We start from the raw sequence: 14,918 nt of genomic DNA on the forward strand, positions 1-14,918 counted from the left end.
TCTGCTGAATTCGCAGCATGAGAACCATTCACCAAAATCCCCACAAGAACACTAACGAGAGCTAAAGAGGTCACCGGTGACAGCCACCAAGCCAGTAGTACTCCTCGCTGAGGAACTTTCTCCCGCCACGATCGAGGCATTGGGTCCCGATTTCGAGATCCGCCATGCTGACGGCGCGGACCGTTCCGCGCTGCTGTCCGCCATTGTTGACGTCGATGCGATCCTGGTTCGCTCCGCAACTCAGGTGGATGCTGAAGCGATTGCCGCAGCGAAGAACTTGAAGGTGATCGCACGTGCCGGTGTGGGGCTGGACAACGTTGACATCAAGGCCGCAACACAGGCTGGCGTCATGGTCGTGAATGCACCTACCTCGAACATTGTCTCCGCAGCCGAGCTGACCATCGGCCACATTCTTTCCCTGGCCCGCCACATCCCGGCTGCCAGCACCGCCCTGAAGAACGGGGAGTGGAAGCGCTCCAAGTACACCGGCACCGAACTGCTGGAAAAGAAGCTCGGCATCATCGGCTTGGGCCGCATTGGCGCCCTGATTACCGAACGTGCCAAGGCCTTTGGCATGGAGATCGTTGCTTACGATCCCTACGTCACCAGCGCCCGCGCCGCCAGCCTCGGCGTGCAGCTGCTCTCCCTGGACGAGCTGCTGGAACAGTCCGACTTCATCACAATCCACATGCCGCGCACGCCCGAAACCTTGGGCATGATCAGCACTGAGGCTTTTGCAAAGATGAAGAAGAGCGCCTACGTCATCAACGTGGCCCGCGGCGGTCTCATTGACGAGGCAGCCCTGAACATTGCGCTGCGCGAAGGCGAAATCGCCGGCGCCGGCATTGACGTGTTCGTCAAGGAGCCGGCCACCGACGTCGACTTCCTGGAACTCGACAACGTCATCGCCACCCCGCACCTGGGCGCATCCACCGACGAGGCTCAGGAAAAGGCCGGCGTCTCCGTCGCCAAGTCTGTTCGTCTGGCACTTGCCGGCGAGCTGGTTCCGGATGCCGTGAACGTTGCCGGTGGCGTCATTGCCGCCGACGTCCGCCCGGGCATCCCGCTGATCGAGAAGCTGGGCCGCATCTTCACCGCGCTGACCCACGCCTCGGTCACCCAGATCGACGTCGAAATTGCCGGTGAAATTGCCGCCCTCGACGTCAAGGCACTGGAACTCTCTGCTCTGAAGGGCGTCTTCAAGGACGTCGTCTCCGAGCAGGTCTCCTACGTCAACGCACCGATTCTGGCCGAACAGCGCGGTATCAAAACCAACCTGATCACCACGCTGGAATCAGCCGACTACCGCAACGTGCTGACCATCCGCGGCGCCCTGTCCGACGATTCGCAGATCTCCGTATCGGGTACCCTGACCGGCCCGAAACAGATCCAGAAGATCGTCGCTGTCAACGGCTACGAACTCGAAATCCCCATGAGTGATCACCTCCTGGTGATCTCTTACGCCGACCGTCCCGGCGTGGTCGGTTCCTTGGGCCGCCTCCTCGGCGAGAACAACGTCAACATCGCCGGCATGCAGGTTGCCCGCCATACCGAAGGTGGCCAGGCGCTGGCCCTCATCACGGTTGACAGCTCCGTACCGCAGGCGCTGCTGGATTCCATCCGCACCGAAATCGGCGCCACCATGGCCCGCGAGGTCGACCTGGAAGACTAACCTTCCCTTTTCACAAACGACGGCGGCGTTCCCACTTTGGTGGGGACGCCGCCGTCGTTCGTTGGAAGAGAGCGAAGATTTGGGCAGGAAATGGGAGAAACACTGCGGACACGGTAAATTCGTAGGGTGACATCTACTGAATCGGCCAAGACGCCTTACTACCTCACCACTGCCATCACGTACCCGAACGGTGTTCCGCACATCGGGCACGCCTACGAGTACATCGCCACCGACGCCATGGCACGCTTTAAGCGCCTGGACGGGTTCGACGTGATGTTCCTGACCGGGACCGATGAGCACGGTATGAAGATTGCTCAAGCCGCCGAGGATCAGGGCGTCACGCCCAAGGAGCTGGTGGACCGAAACGCCGCCATTTACAAGGAAGCGCACGCCGCCCTCGGCATCAGCTACGACCGCTTCATCCGCACCACGGACGCCGATCATTACGCCGCCTCGCAGGCCATCTGGAAAAAGATGGAGGAGGCCGGGGACATCTACCTGGGCAAGTACGAGGGCTGGTACTCTGTCCGCGACGAGGCCTACTACGGCGAAGACGAGACGGAACTGCGCGAAGACGGCAAGCGCTACTCCAAGGTCACCGACACCGAGTTGACCTGGACCGAAGAGGAAAGCTACTTCTTCCGACTGTCCAACTATCAGGAAAAATTGCTGGCGCTCTACGAGGCTGAGCCCGAATTCGGCGCCCCTCGCACCCGTTTCAACGAGGTCATCAGCTTCGTCAAGGGTGGCTTGGAAGACCTTTCCGTCAGCCGCACCACCTTCGACTGGGGCGTTCCTGTCCCCGGAAACGACAAGCACGTCATGTACGTGTGGGTGGACGCGCTGACCAACTACCTCACCGGCGTTGGCTACCCGGATGTGTCGTCTGAGGCGTTCCAGAAGTACTGGCCGGCTGACGTGCACGTCATTGGCAAGGACATCTCCCGCTTCCACGCCGTGTACTGGCCAGCATTCTTGATGTCGGCCGGGATCGAGCTGCCCAAGCGCGTCATGATTCACGGATTCCTGCACAACAACGGCGTGAAGATGTCCAAGTCCTTGGGCAACGTTGTGGCTCCGGCGGATTGGGTTGCCCAGTACGGTCTTGACCAGGTCCGCTTCTTCCTTCTGCGCGAAGTTCCCTTCGGCGCCGATGGTTCTTACAACCACGACGCCGTGGTGGGCCGGATGAACTCCGACCTCGCCAACAACCTGGGTAACCTGGCTCAGCGCTCCTTGTCCATGGTGGCCAAGAACTGTGCCGGTGTGGTGCCGACGCCGGGCGCTTTCACGCCTGCGGACGGGGCCATCATGGCTGCTGCCGCTGGTTTGTTGGAGATTTCCCGCAACGCGTACCAGGTGCAGGACTTCCACGGTTCTCTGGAAAAGATTTGGCACGTTTTGGGCGATACCAATGCCTACTTCGCCGATCAGGCCCCCTGGGTGCTGCGCAAGACGGACGTTCCCCGCATGGAAACCGTGCTGTACGTAACCCTCGAGGTGCTGCGCATGGTCTCGATCCTGATCCAGCCGGTGATGCCGGACGCCGCCGCGAAGCTGCTGACGGTTCTGGGACAGGGGACCTCCGCGGACTCGGCGCTGCGTGAGTTTGCTGCCATCGCCAAACCGCTGGTTGCTGGAACGGTCCTGCCCGCCCCGACGCCGATCTTCCCACGGTACGAAGAGCCCGCCTCCGCGTAGTCGCGGATTCGGACGGCCCTGTTTCGCGCCCGTTTCGTGCCCGTTTGGATTCGGACGGCGCTTGCGGGAAAAGATGGTCGTAGACCGCCGTCTTTTCCCGCAAGCGCCGTCCTTTTGGCTGAACGGTCTATTGCTGTCGCAGTCCAGCCTCCCGCAACAGGCTGATGAAGCGTTCCTGGTTCATCATTTCGTTCCATTCCCATCGGACAAAACCGCTGACCTGGGCTCGGATTTGGTTCTCGCGTCGCTTTTCCTTCATGACACGGTCCTGAATGGATAGGCCTCCGCCCCAGTCGTCGCGCAAGTACTTGCCTTGGCCGTCAAATTCGCCGACGAGCCGGATCTTCTCGAACCAATAGTCAGTAAAAGCGTCGCTGCCATCACGAAGGATGAACCGTTGTTGGAGTATCGGGGCGGGGAAACCCAACAAATGCATCTTGGCTCGGCTGATTGATTCCCCAGCAGAGCCGGACAGTGGGTTAGCGAAACTGATGACGGCTAGTGCCCGTCTGCGGGCGCTGGCGGTGGGCAGTTTGTCGGCTGCGACCATGAGATCTTCGCGCCGCAATGCTTGTCCCTGTGGGTAGGTACTTTGCCACAAGGGGTCGAATTGTGGGGAGTCCACAAGGGGCGGCGTGAAGTGATTGAACTGATGTTTCCTGTCGGGTGCCCGCAAGCTTGAATCACAGATGGCAACGGCGTAGGGAAAATCGAGCGAGAGGATCAGTTGCATAACCGTGGTCAATTTGTCAGTGAGCAGGAATGGGCCACACCTTTGGAGTCCATCAGTCATGGAGCCGCGATGCCTGATCACACCGTTTTCGTTTCGCCCGCCCACCATCACTTCTGTCATGACATGCAGACGTCGGGGAGTACCCACAATCCACAGTCCCCACAGTAGTGCCGCGCTCGCATGGCAGAGTACGGGCTGACGTGAGGTCAGTGCCTGAAATGCCAGAATCTTTAGTCCATAGTTCTGCAAAGGGCTGAGTTCGCGGACGGAAGCAGTCTTTGCGTAAACGCCACGGCGCACACGGGTGAGTTCCCCGCTCTTGCATAGCTCCACCAGCTGCCGGCGGTCCCGGCCGGACTTTTCAAAGTCCGATGGAAGAATCAGTCGTGGCATGCTCATAGTCCCAGCGTCTCACTGCAAAGATGCTCGCGAGACGTACAGATGTGATGCCTGTGGATAACTTTGGAGTCCGTAACTGAGCCCCAACATTGCATTCGGACGGCGCTTGCGGGAAAAGATGGCCGTATACAGCCGTCTTTTCCCGCAAGCGCCATCCGAATCCGCGTGGCAGCGGAGCAGTAGGAGCAGTAGGAGCCGCAGGAGCTTCAGCAGCTAATCCATGGCCAGACCTTCAACGGGGGAGAGCTTGGCAGCACGGCGGGCCGGCACTACGGAGGCGAGCAGCCCGGCAATTGCTGCCACAGCAACCACCGCCAGGATCTGACCCCACGGAATGACGGCGGTGACGGACGCGAAGCTGCCAAGAGCCGATTGCGCTCCCGCCCAGCCGTACACGGTGCCTAGAACCGAGCCGATGATGGCTGCGACGCCGGCAATGAGAACCGCTTCCAGAGCCAGCATGCCACGGAGCTGTCCACGCGTCAGGCCCAAGGCGCGGAGCAACGAGTTCTCGCGGGTCCGTTCCAGCACCGACAAGGACAAGGTGTTTGCTACACCGATAAGGGCAATGAATACGGCCACGGCCAGCAGCCCGGTCACAACCAGCAGCAACATGTCGATAACCTGACCGAACGTGACCTTTTCCAGAACAGCACCGGACACCTGATATTCGTCGAGGCCCAAAGCTGTGGCTATGGACTGACGCAGATCCAACAAAGCGTTGGCGTCCAAGGACGGGTCCACCTTGATCCATAACGGGTTAGGTTCCTGCATGCGCAGTGGATCGTCGGCGGCCACTGGCCCGAACGCGTCCAACGACACCAGAGCGTAGGTACCGTTGGTGGTTGCAGCGGTTCCGGTGAGGTTGGTGGTTTGCGTCCCCGCAACGAGGCTGGCTGAGGTGCTAGTGGTGTCCTTAGGGAGCAGGCTCTTGGGCAAAACGGCCGATTTCGGGGTTGGCCGGTTGGCGGGGTTGGCCAGAACAGCGGCAGCATCGGCATCGGAAATACCGTAAGCAGGTATCTGAGTATCACCGGCATTCACCAAACCCACCAACTGGAGCCGGGCAATGTGCTCAACACCAGGAAGTGCTGCCGCCGTAGTCATTTGGGAATCTGTAACAGTACCTTGGTCCGAGTACGACTGCGCCGTGATATCCACCAGGTAGACGCCGTCGAGCTCAGTGTCGAAGGCGTGCCGGGCAGTGGCGGCACCGGTCATCATCATGGTCACGAGGGTGACGCCAATGAGCAGCGCCGAGGCGGTCGCGGTGGTGCGGCGCGGATTACGCACGGCGTTCGCAGCAGCCATCTTGCCCGGCACACCAGCAGGACGCGCCAGCGTTCCGGCGAGTGAGACGAGCTTGGGCACGAACAGCGTGGCCGCCATCAGGAAGCCAACAAATGACGCAGCCCCCGAGGGAAGTGCCAAGAGCAGATTCGCGGAGATCCCGCCAACAACCAGGCCAACGCCGCCCGCCAAGACGAGCACCACGCCAATGACCAGGCGAACCCGTCCACCCGTAGTGTGGACGGTGGTATCGTCCACAGGACGAAGCGCGGCCAGCGGAGCCACGGCCGTTGCGGCGCGGGCCGGAACCAGTGCTGCCAGCACCGTCAGTAGAGTGCCGATGAGGATGCCAGCAATAATGGCCGACGGCGGCACCGCCAACGTGGCGAAGCTAAAGTCGGGATTCTGGCGCAGTAAGGTCAAAACCAACGCCATGGTTCCCGTGGCCGCCAGCACACCCAGTACCGAGGCAACGACCCCAACCACCAGGGCCTCCACAATGACGGAGTTGCGCACCTGTTTGCGGCTCGCTCCAATGCAACGCAGCAGGGCGAGTTCGCGGGTTCGCTGGGCGACCAGAACCGAGAAGGTGTTGGAGACAACCAATGCCGCGACGAGCAGGGCCACGGCTGCGAACGCCAGCAAGATGATGGTCAGCTGGTCCGATCCGCCGGTAAACCGAGAGACTTCTTCAGTGGTTTTCTCGTCAGGGGTCAGGATGGTTTCGACCCGCTGATCGAGAGACCTCGCCAGGGAATCCTTCGCCGCGGCGATGGAAACACCGGCCTTGAGGTTCACCGAGATGCTGCTGAATCCGGCGTCCGGGCCGCTGAGCTTATCAACGGCCGCCGGTGTGCCCACAAATTGGGCCATCCCTGATGACATTGGGTCAGCCGATGCTGCCATGATGCCTGAGACGGTGGCGACGAGCTGCGGCCCAGCTCCCTGCCCAGTTGCGCTTGAAGCATCCGCGACAGCCTGCCCGGTGAGCGTAGTTTTGCTGCCTACAACTAGCGCATTGCGCTCGGCGGTTTTGGAGTCCACCACCACTTCCTGGTCGTTGGAAGGCCACGCGCCGGAGCGCAGCTCAACAGGTTCCAATGACGGGAAAGAGGGCATATTGCGCAAGAATGCGGCGGCGGAGGCGCTACCCAGATCGGTCTGAACATACAAGGAGCGCTGCGCATACGATTCCACGACGTCAGGTGAGGCAGCCACGGCAGCAGCGGCCGACGTCGTCAGTGGTGGATTGCCAGGAGGGGAGATGACGAGATCCGCCGAGGCATAAGCCTGCCCAATGCTAGCCTTCAGCGATGCTTGCGTGGAGGCGTTGACCATCAGGGTTGCGGAGAGGAACGCGACGGCCAATAGCACCGCTAAGGTGATGGCTATGAACCGTCTGGAGTGAGTTTTGAGTTGGCTAAGGGCGACCTGCAGCATGGCTTACGCCCCCAAGGAGGCCAGCGAAGCCAGCACGGATTCGGCGGTCGGGTTATCCAGAGTCCCCACCAAGGCGCCGTCGTTCATGAGTACCACGCGGTCGGCGTAGGAGGCGGCGACTGGGTCGTGGGTGACCATGATGATGCTCTGGCCCATTTCGCGCGAGGAGCGGCGCAGCATGCCCAGCACCTCGGCGCCGGAACGGGAATCGAGGTTGCCGGTGGGCTCGTCGCCAAAGATCACATCGGGGCGCGTGAGCAGGGCGCGGGCCACGGCGACGCGCTGCTGCTGGCCGCCGGAGAGCTCATGCGGCTTGTGCGCCAGGCGATCCACCAGACCCAGTGTTTTGGTGATGAAGGTGAACCATTCCTTGTCCACGGTGCCGCCGGCCAGAGCCACGGGAAGGGTGATGTTGGCTTCCGCAGTCAGGGTTGGGACCAAGTTGAAGGCTTGGAAGACGAAGCCGATCCGGTCACGGCGCAGCTGGGTTAACGCCTTGTCGTTGAGAGATGTCAGCTCGGTGTCGCCCAAGTGGATGGTGCCGCTGGTGACCGAATCGAGGCCCGCCAAGCAGTGCATCAGTGTGGATTTGCCCGAACCTGAGGGCCCCATGATGGCGGTGAATTGGCCGGCCGGGAACTCCAGGTCCACGCCCTTGAGCGCTGTCACCTCGGTTTCGCCCTTGCCGTAGGTCTTGCGCAAACCGCGGGCCTGAACCGCCAATGTGCGTTGATTGTGCTCTGTTGTGATGGTCATGGCTCCAGCCTAATTTCGGATGGGGTGGCGCGGATCGGAGCACGGTTGGAGATCTTTGGAATGTTCGACGCCGGTCCCTCCTACCGTAGTGGGAGGCGGCTGCCGCTGGGGTGCGGGAGGACGATTTCCTGAGGGCAAAGTTCCGCTTTCTAGAATCCGTTGGGAAGAGGAGAATTGTCAGCATGGTCCAGGCGATGGATGACGGCGTGGCAGCATATTCGGACCGGGTGGTCGCTGCCGTGCTGGGCTACGCGGAACTGGCAAGCATTGTGTTGGGTGACGGGCTTGGCTGGTATGCCGCACTTGCCGAAGCCGGCGGAGCAGGGCTGACGCCATCCGAGTTGGCAGCGGGTACCGGCACGCAGGAACGCTACGCGCGGGAATGGCTGGAACAACAAAGCGTGGCGGGCTTCGTCGAAGTGGTGCAGGACGCCGGAACAGCTCAGGATGCCGGGCCCCGCTTCATACTGCCGCCCGGTGCTGCCGAGGTGCTGCTGCAACCGGACTCCCTCACAACACTCATGCCTATGGTGCGCATGCTCCGGGCAGGGGTGGCACAGCTGCCGGAACTGGTGCAGGCATTCCGGCATGGCGGCGGCGTGGGCTGGGCGGAGATCGGCAGCGAGGCACGCGAGTCGCAGGCGGCCGGCAACAAACCGTGGTTTGACCAGCGGCTGGGTACCGCTTTGGCGTCCGTCCCGGAGATCCACGAGGTGCTGTCCCGGCAGGGGGCGCGCATCACCGATCTGGGGGCCGGCTTCGGCTGGTCCACGCTGGCGCTGGCGAACGCCTACCCGGGTGCCGCCGTCGTCGGCATTGACATTGACGAGCCCTCGATCGAGCAGGCGCGGAAGAACGCACGCCGCCGCGGTTTGGAGGGCCGGGCAACGTTCCGCCTCGCCGACGCCGCGGACGCCGACGCCGACTCCGCCGCCTCGCCGTCGCCGCGGACGCGGACGCCGACGCCGCGGACGCCGTCGCCGCGGACGCCGTCGCCGCGGACGCCGTCGCCGCGGACGCCGTCGCCGCGGACGCGGCAGACGCCGGGGCGCCCGGCAGCCAGGACGCCGTCTTCATCTTTGAGGCGCTGCATGATATGCCGTTTCCCGTGCAGGTGCTGGCCGCAGTCCGCGCCATGGTGAAGTCCGACGGCGTGGTGGTGGTCATGGATGAAGCCGTCGCCGATGCGTTTGGCCCGGCCGGGGACGAACTGGAGCGGCTCATGTATGCCTACAGCCTGTTCATCTGCCTGCCCGACAGCCTGTCGATCCCGGGATCGGCGGGCACGGGGACGGTGATGCGGCAATCGGTGCTGGAACGGTACGCGGCAGGGGCTGGCTATTCCGCGGTGGAACGCCTGCCCATCGAGGGATTCTCGGCCTTCCGCTTCTACCGCCTGCACCTGTAGGTCCCCCGTCACACCCTGCCGACATTCCTGGCCGGTGACGATGCCGAGCTCGACTCGGCCAAGCTAAAACCGGTGTTTCTCTCCCTGGAGTAGTGGCGGACGGGGTCCCTGCGACGGCGTCGGCAGAAACGCCCCGGCAAGTGCGGCATCGGGCAGGGGCGCCGGTTAGCGCGGGGAGACGATCCCGGTCTCGTAGGCGATGACCACAATCTGCACCCGGTCACGGGCGTTAAGCTTGGCCAAGATGTGCCCCACATGGGTCTTGACGGTGGCCTCGGAAACGAACAGCTGCGCGGCGATCTCCGGGTTGGAGAGACCGTTGGCGATCAGCACAAACACCTCATGCTCGCGCGCCGTAAGCCGGGCCACCGCTTCGGCATGGGCGTCGTTGGCCGCGCTGGGGGCAGAGAGCATGGGCGCCACATGATCCAGCAGCCGGCGCGTGGTGGACGGGGCAATGACGGCGTCGCCCGCGAAAACAGTCCTGATGGCGCCGAGTAGTTCCTCCGGCGGGGCGTCCTTCAGCAAGAAGCCGCTGGCCCCTGCCTGAATCGCGGCCAAAGCATATTCATCGAGGTCAAAAGTTGTCAGCACCACGATCTTCAGCTCCGACAACCACGATCCGGACGGCGCAGCCTTGGTGCGTTCCATGAGCCGGCGGGTAGTTTCGAGCCCGTCCATGCTGGGCATGCGCACGTCCATGAGGACCACATCGGCCGCCGTTGCCGAGAGCCCGGCCAGCGCCTCGATGCCGTTGCCAGCCTGCAGCACCACGCTCAGATCGGGCTGGGAATTGATCAGCATGCCAAAGCCGGAACGCACCAGCTGCTGATCGTCGACCAGGGCCACGCGGATGGGGGAGAGGGAAGTCATGGTTACTGCTCCGTGTAGGGGATGAATGCGTTGATGCCGAAACCGCCGCCAGGCAGCGGGCCGGCCGAAAGATTGCCGTCGTAGAGTTTTACGCGCTCGGCCATGCCGCGCAAGCCGTTGCCGCCCGAGGTTCCGCTCGGGGCTCCGGAGGGAGACACAGTCTGGGGTGAAGCAGTCTTGAGTGCCCCGGTGGTGGGCTGCCCGCCTGCGTGAGGGACGACGTCGTTCCTCACCTGGGCGGAAATCGTTGGGGGTCTTGTGGGCAGCACCGAGACGGGGTTGGTGGACAGGGCGGCGGTGGCGCCACGGCCGTCGTCGCGCACGGTGATGTCCAGGCCGCGCGCGTTCCAGGCGAGGTGGACGGCGGATTGGACGTTGGGTCCGGCGTGCTTCATGACGTTGGTGAGGCCCTCTTGGACCATGCGGTAGGAGGTCAGTTCCGCGCCGGGTGGGAGTTGGCGGCGGGCCGTTCCGGTGACGGTGAACTCCACCGGTAGGCCTGTTGCGCGGGTGCCCAACAGCAGTTCGTCGATGTCCGCGAGGCCGGGGAGGGGCCGGGTGGAGGCCTCGTCTCCGCCACGCAAAACGCCTAGCAGGCGGCGCATTTCTTGGAGGGAAGAACGGCCTGTGGCGGCAATCGTAGCTAGTGTTTGCGGTGCGATTTCAGGGGTGGCCACTGCGGCGTAGCGGGCGCCGTCGGCCTGGGTGATGATGACGGAGAGCGAGTGCGCCACGATGTCATGCATCTCGCGAGCAATGTGGGCGCGCTCATCGCTGGCGGCGAGCTCACGTTCGTGCTGGGCCTCAATTTCCAGTCGGTGGGCGCGCTCGGAAAGGGCTTGTTCGCGGAGCCGTTTGGTTCGCGTCAGGTCACCGGCTGTCCAGCTGAAAAGGATCAGAACCCAGACCATGAGAATCAAGACTATGGTGTAGGGCAGATCGGCCAAGCTGACCATGGTGAGCTCGTAAAAGTAGCGGGTCACCAGCATGATGGAGCCCAACATGGCCAAGCCCAGCCCACTCAGCGATGCCCAGCGTGGGCCAAATGCCGCCAGCGCGTAGACAATGAGCGGTACAGAAATATTGGCCGCCATGGGCTCCACATTGAGCGCCCACTGCAAGACGGCAACGCCGGCAATGATGGAACCAGCCATGACTGTGCGAGTACGCCGCCACGCCAACGGGAAAATCAGCGCCGTTGCGAAGACTCCCGCCACCAGCATTTCTAGACCGGTTCGGCGATATCCGCCGTCGGCAATACTGAAGGGCATCACCATGAGCCCCAGCACCGACATTAAAACGAAGTCCACGGCGAAGCGGTGCCGACTGAACCAGTCGTAAATGGAATGCATGATCACGTATCCACCCTATGGTCTACCGCCTCCAATAGCCTCCTGCCCAGGGTGGAGATTTGCGGTGGCTGGTTCTGGTTGCCGCTACTGCGCTCCACCTCGGAGTCCGGCGGCGTCAGTGATGCGGCTGGCCATATTCTTGAAGATTGCTCCGTGGAACGGCAAAACAGCCAGCCAGTACAACCGCCCCCAGAGGCCCCGCGGAAAGAAAATGGCCCGTTGCCGGAACTCGCTTCCTTGTCCTTCCCCCAGATCCGTGACTTCAAATTCAAGCCACGCCCTGCCAGGAACAATCATCTCCGCACGCAGGAGTAGCAGGTGGCCACGCTCCAAGGTTTCCACGCGCCACCAGTCAACGGTGTCGTTGAGTTGGAGAGAATTGGGGCTGCGTCGTCCTCGGATCAAGCCGACCCCACCGGCGAGCTTGTCCATCCAGCCACGCACAGTCCACGCGAATGGAAGAGAGTAATAGCCGTTCTCTCCACCTATTCCTTCCACCACGGCCCAGACCTGATGGGCAGGGACCTTGGTGGTTTTTTTGCGTTCATCGGTGAAAACAGTCAAACCGGCCCAGTCTGGATCGCTCGGCAAAGGCTCGGCAGGTGCGCTCAGGGCGTGGGCAGTTGCCCACGTTGTCTCCACCGCGTCGGTTTCGATCTTGTGGAGCGCCAATTCTACAGACCGCTTGTAGGGAGTGAGTCCGCCGACGGGGTCGGGGATGAAGGCGGCAATGTCCTTCTCACTGGTCACACAAGAATGCTGAAGGGATTCCACCAGTGGGATGGCCAGGCTACGGGGGACTGGAGTGACTAAATTGACCCATTGGCCTGCCAGCCATGGCGTTAACACCGGCAAAGGAATAATGGTTGGAGGCCGGAATCCTGCGGCCTGCGCATAGCTGCGCATCATGTCTGCATAGCGCAGAACTTCAGGCCCGCCAATATCAAAGGTGCGGTTGAGCCCGGATGGTAGCGATGTTGCACCCACCAGATAGTGCAGCGCATCTCGGATGGCTATGGGCTGGATCTTATTCATGACCCATTTGGGGGCCGGCATTACGGGGAGCACATCGGTCAGGTGCCTGACCATTTCAAAACTGGCCGAACCCGATCCGATCACCAGCCCGGCTTGGAGCACCACGGTGGGTGTTCCGCTGGCCATGAGAATACTACCTACCTCGGTGCGAGAAGCCAGATGGCGGCTGAGCTTTCCATGGGGGTGGAGCCCGGATAGATACACCAGTCGTTGCACGCCTGCCTCTCGGGCTGCCTGACCCAGATTCATGGCACAGAGACGTTCCACCCGCTCAAAATCGGCCTCGGCTCCACCAGACATGGAGTGCACCAAGTAATAGACCAGTTCCGTGCCGTGGCAGAGTTCGCGAGCAGTCTCGAAGTCCTGAATGGATCCCTCCACCGCGGTGACCTGATCTCGCCACGGGACATCTCTAAGTTTTGTCAGGTTACGGCTCAATACCCGTACCTCGTGCCCGGCTTCTAGGAGTAGCGGAATGAGCCGCCCACCAATATAACCAGTTGCTCCTGCGACAGCGATTCTTGCCATGGTGCGCCTCCAGCTCGACAAATCTGTTTTCTTCCTCCATTATGTAGTTAGATTTTCTTATTATCAAGACTTTGATATACATGAGTGGTTAATTATTAACAAGGGGATATACGTGAGTGGCGAACAAGTTGATCCCGTTCGAGATTCGATGCATCCAGCGTCGGCTCTTGTGCGGCAGGTGCTTGCCTTGAACGAGACCATGGAGTTCATCATGCGGCGTGAGATGGAAATCAACGAAACCGATTTTCAGGCCATGCAGCACCTCCTGAAACTGCGCTCCGTGTCACCGAGTGAGCTTTCGCAGATGCTGCATTTGACCCCGGCCGCCACCACCACCGTGATTGATCGCTTGGTGGCGAAGGGACACGTGCACCGCTCCCCACACCCGACGGATCGACGGCGCTGGGTCATCAGCCCCAGCGACGAGTCGGTGCAGTCAGCCATGGAGATGTTGATGCCGATGATTTTAGATGTTGACCAGGCAGTGCGCGGCTATGAAGAACACGAACAGCGCGTGATAGTTGATTTTCTCTCCGGAGTGGTCGATTCCATGACCGGCCGGATTGCTAGCCTCGAGAGCGAGATTGAAATGAAGTACGATCACCTGCACAGAGGAACAGTGAAAGGCGAGCAGTGATGTCATCCATCAAGCAATCTCTGAAAAACCTTGGAACTCGTCAGCCGGAAACGCTCGAATGGGAGGGATTCAAAGCTCAGATTCAGTCCTCGCTCGATACGTATTTCCTCAGCCATGGTGCCCGGGCGGAGGCCTACTCTCCGGCCTTTGAACAGTTGTGGGCGAGCATGTCCAAGACCACCCGTGGCGGTAAGTGGATGCGGCCACGCCTGGTTTTTTTGACGTATTCGGCGTTCGGTGGAACTGATCACCAGGCGTGTGGGGATTTGGCCGCGGCCTTTGAGCTGCTCCATGCTGCACTGTTGGTGCACGACGACGTCATCGACAGGGATTTTGTTCGACGAGGCATCGCGACCATAGGAGCGGAGTATCGTGACGTGGCAGCCGGCTTGGGACATACCGCGGACGACGCCGATCACGCCGGCTATTCTGCGGCCATCATAGCCGGGGATTTATTGCTGACCGGATCCCTGCGCATGGCCATGGCCGCCGCCGCGGGGCATCGCCATTGTGGTGCCATTCTTGAAACCATGCATGAGGCAATTTTTGCCTCGGCTGCCGGTGAGTTGGATGATCTCCTTTTCTCGTTGGGCGGGTTGCGGGCAGAAATGCCAGAGGTGCTGAACATGGAACGGCTGAAAACTGCTGTTTACTCTTTTGAAATGCCACTTCGAGCCGGCGCACTTCTGGCCGGGGAGTCAGTTGCAACCGCGGATGCTTTGGCGGCTGTGGGACGTGACATTGGCATCGCCTACCAAATTATCGACGACGTATTGGGCACCTTTGGTGAGTCCACGTTGACGGGAAAATCTGTTGACTCCGATCTGCGCGAGGGCAAGCGAACCATCTTGACCACCTTCGCCGCCGGTTCCCTAGAATTCACATCAATGGCGGAAGCTTTTAGACGTGGACAGGTCGATACTGACGCCCTACGGACAGTGTTGCATCAGTTGGGAGCGCCCAACTTTGCCGTGGGGCTGGCCGAATCGTTGGTATCAGATGCCCTAGACAAGGCTCAGCAGCTTGATCTGCCGGCGTCGCTACATGCGGAACTTTCCACTCTGTGCAACTACGTGCTGACAAGGAGTAGCTGA

Annotated in this window: 11 protein-coding genes and 2 pseudogenes; 7 read left to right on the forward strand and 6 right to left on the reverse strand. The window is 61.5% G+C overall.

From position 1 onward, the window contains the following. Positions 1-76 precede the first annotated feature (76 nt). Positions 77-1,672 carry a phosphoglycerate dehydrogenase gene (serA, locus tag AB0O97_RS12680; protein ID WP_363838896.1) on the forward strand — a complete coding sequence of 532 codons (1,596 nt, stop codon included), beginning with the start codon at positions 77-79 and terminating at the stop codon, positions 1,670-1,672. A 126-nt stretch (positions 1,673-1,798) separates the two neighbouring features. Further along, positions 1,799-3,373, forward strand: a complete 1,575-nt coding sequence (gene metG / locus AB0O97_RS12685; protein ID WP_363883077.1) for a methionine--tRNA ligase — start codon at positions 1,799-1,801, stop codon at positions 3,371-3,373. A gap of 127 nt (positions 3,374-3,500) precedes the next feature. Here metG and AB0O97_RS12690 read toward each other — a convergent pair whose 3' ends face one another. From AB0O97_RS12690 to AB0O97_RS12700, 3 genes are all read right to left on the reverse strand, one after another. Beyond that, positions 3,501-4,505: a type IV toxin-antitoxin system AbiEi family antitoxin domain-containing protein gene (locus tag AB0O97_RS12690; RefSeq protein WP_363838901.1), complete on the reverse strand. Its 1,005-nt coding sequence runs from the start codon at positions 4,503-4,505 to the stop codon at positions 3,501-3,503. A 213-nt stretch (positions 4,506-4,718) separates the two neighbouring features. After that, a complete protein-coding gene (locus AB0O97_RS12695) occupies positions 4,719-7,235 on the reverse strand; it encodes an ABC transporter permease (protein WP_363883080.1) in 2,517 nt (838 codons plus the stop codon). 3 nt (positions 7,236-7,238) lie between these two features. After that, positions 7,239-7,991: an ABC transporter ATP-binding protein gene (locus AB0O97_RS12700; RefSeq protein ID WP_363838907.1), complete on the reverse strand. Its 753-nt coding sequence runs from the start codon at positions 7,989-7,991 to the stop codon at positions 7,239-7,241. Between the two features lie 536 nt (positions 7,992-8,527). Here AB0O97_RS12700 and AB0O97_RS12705 point away from each other — a divergent pair. From AB0O97_RS12705 to AB0O97_RS12715, 3 genes and pseudogenes are all read left to right on the forward strand, one after another. Then, positions 8,528-8,905, forward strand: a pseudogene (locus AB0O97_RS12705) (class I SAM-dependent methyltransferase); the annotation flags it as partial. Positions 8,906-8,991: 86 nt separating this feature from the next. After that, a pseudogene (locus AB0O97_RS12710) lies at positions 8,992-9,096 on the forward strand (hypothetical protein); the annotation flags it as partial. A 3-nt stretch (positions 9,097-9,099) separates the two neighbouring features. Then, a complete protein-coding gene (locus AB0O97_RS12715; RefSeq protein ID WP_363883083.1) occupies positions 9,100-9,399 on the forward strand; it encodes a hypothetical protein in 300 nt (99 codons plus the stop codon). Between the two features lie 165 nt (positions 9,400-9,564). Here the strand turns inward: AB0O97_RS12715 and AB0O97_RS12720 are convergent, their stop codons facing one another. The 3 genes from AB0O97_RS12720 to AB0O97_RS12730 form a co-directional block, all read right to left on the reverse strand. Next, positions 9,565-10,272, reverse strand: a complete 708-nt coding sequence (locus AB0O97_RS12720; RefSeq protein ID WP_363838912.1) for a response regulator transcription factor — start codon at positions 10,270-10,272, stop codon at positions 9,565-9,567. A 2-nt stretch (positions 10,273-10,274) separates the two neighbouring features. After that, on the reverse strand, positions 10,275-11,624 hold the full coding sequence (locus tag AB0O97_RS12725) for a histidine kinase (RefSeq protein WP_363883137.1): 1,350 nt from the start codon (positions 11,622-11,624) through the stop codon (positions 10,275-10,277). Positions 11,625-11,708: 84 nt separating this feature from the next. Then, the gene (locus tag AB0O97_RS12730; protein WP_363883085.1) at positions 11,709-13,187 is read right to left on the reverse strand and encodes an SDR family oxidoreductase; all 1,479 of its coding nucleotides are present in this window, start codon (positions 13,185-13,187) and stop codon (positions 11,709-11,711) included. On the opposite strand from AB0O97_RS12730, the gene AB0O97_RS12735 reads away from it, so the two are divergent. Next, complete coding sequence (locus AB0O97_RS12735; protein ID WP_363883088.1) at positions 13,186-13,824, forward strand: MarR family transcriptional regulator; 639 nt, start codon at positions 13,186-13,188, stop codon at positions 13,822-13,824. The genes AB0O97_RS12730 and AB0O97_RS12735 overlap by 2 nt on opposite strands. Further along, entirely contained in the window at positions 13,824-14,918 is a 1,095-nt protein-coding gene (locus AB0O97_RS12740) for a polyprenyl synthetase family protein (RefSeq protein ID WP_363883090.1), read from the forward strand. The genes AB0O97_RS12735 and AB0O97_RS12740 overlap by 1 nt, the downstream gene beginning before the upstream one ends.

Origin of the sequence: Specibacter sp. NPDC078692, assembly GCF_040686835.1 — a bacterium.
Classification (GTDB): Bacteria; Actinomycetota; Actinomycetes; order Actinomycetales; family Micrococcaceae; genus Specibacter.

Bases quoted from the DNA above. Each gene is read 5' to 3' on its own strand.
- AB0O97_RS12690 (WP_363838901.1), bottom strand. From the start codon at position 4,505: ATGAGCATGCCACGACTGATTCTTCCATCGGACTTTGAAAAGTCCGGC.
- AB0O97_RS12695 (WP_363883080.1), bottom strand. From the start codon at position 7,235: ATGCTGCAGGTCGCCCTTAGCCAACTCAAAACTCACTCCAGACGGTTC.
- AB0O97_RS12700 (WP_363838907.1), bottom strand. From the start codon at position 7,991: ATGACCATCACAACAGAGCACAATCAACGCACATTGGCGGTTCAGGCC.
- AB0O97_RS12720 (WP_363838912.1), bottom strand. From the start codon at position 10,272: ATGACTTCCCTCTCCCCCATCCGCGTGGCCCTGGTCGACGATCAGCAG.
- AB0O97_RS12725 (WP_363883137.1), bottom strand. From the start codon at position 11,624: ATGCATTCCATTTACGACTGGTTCAGTCGGCACCGCTTCGCCGTGGAC.
- AB0O97_RS12735 (WP_363883088.1), top strand. From the start codon at position 13,186: ATGGTGCGCCTCCAGCTCGACAAATCTGTTTTCTTCCTCCATTATGTA.
- AB0O97_RS12730 (WP_363883085.1), bottom strand. From the start codon at position 13,187: ATGGCAAGAATCGCTGTCGCAGGAGCAACTGGTTATATTGGTGGGCGG.
- AB0O97_RS12740 (WP_363883090.1), top strand. From the start codon at position 13,824: ATGTCATCCATCAAGCAATCTCTGAAAAACCTTGGAACTCGTCAGCCG.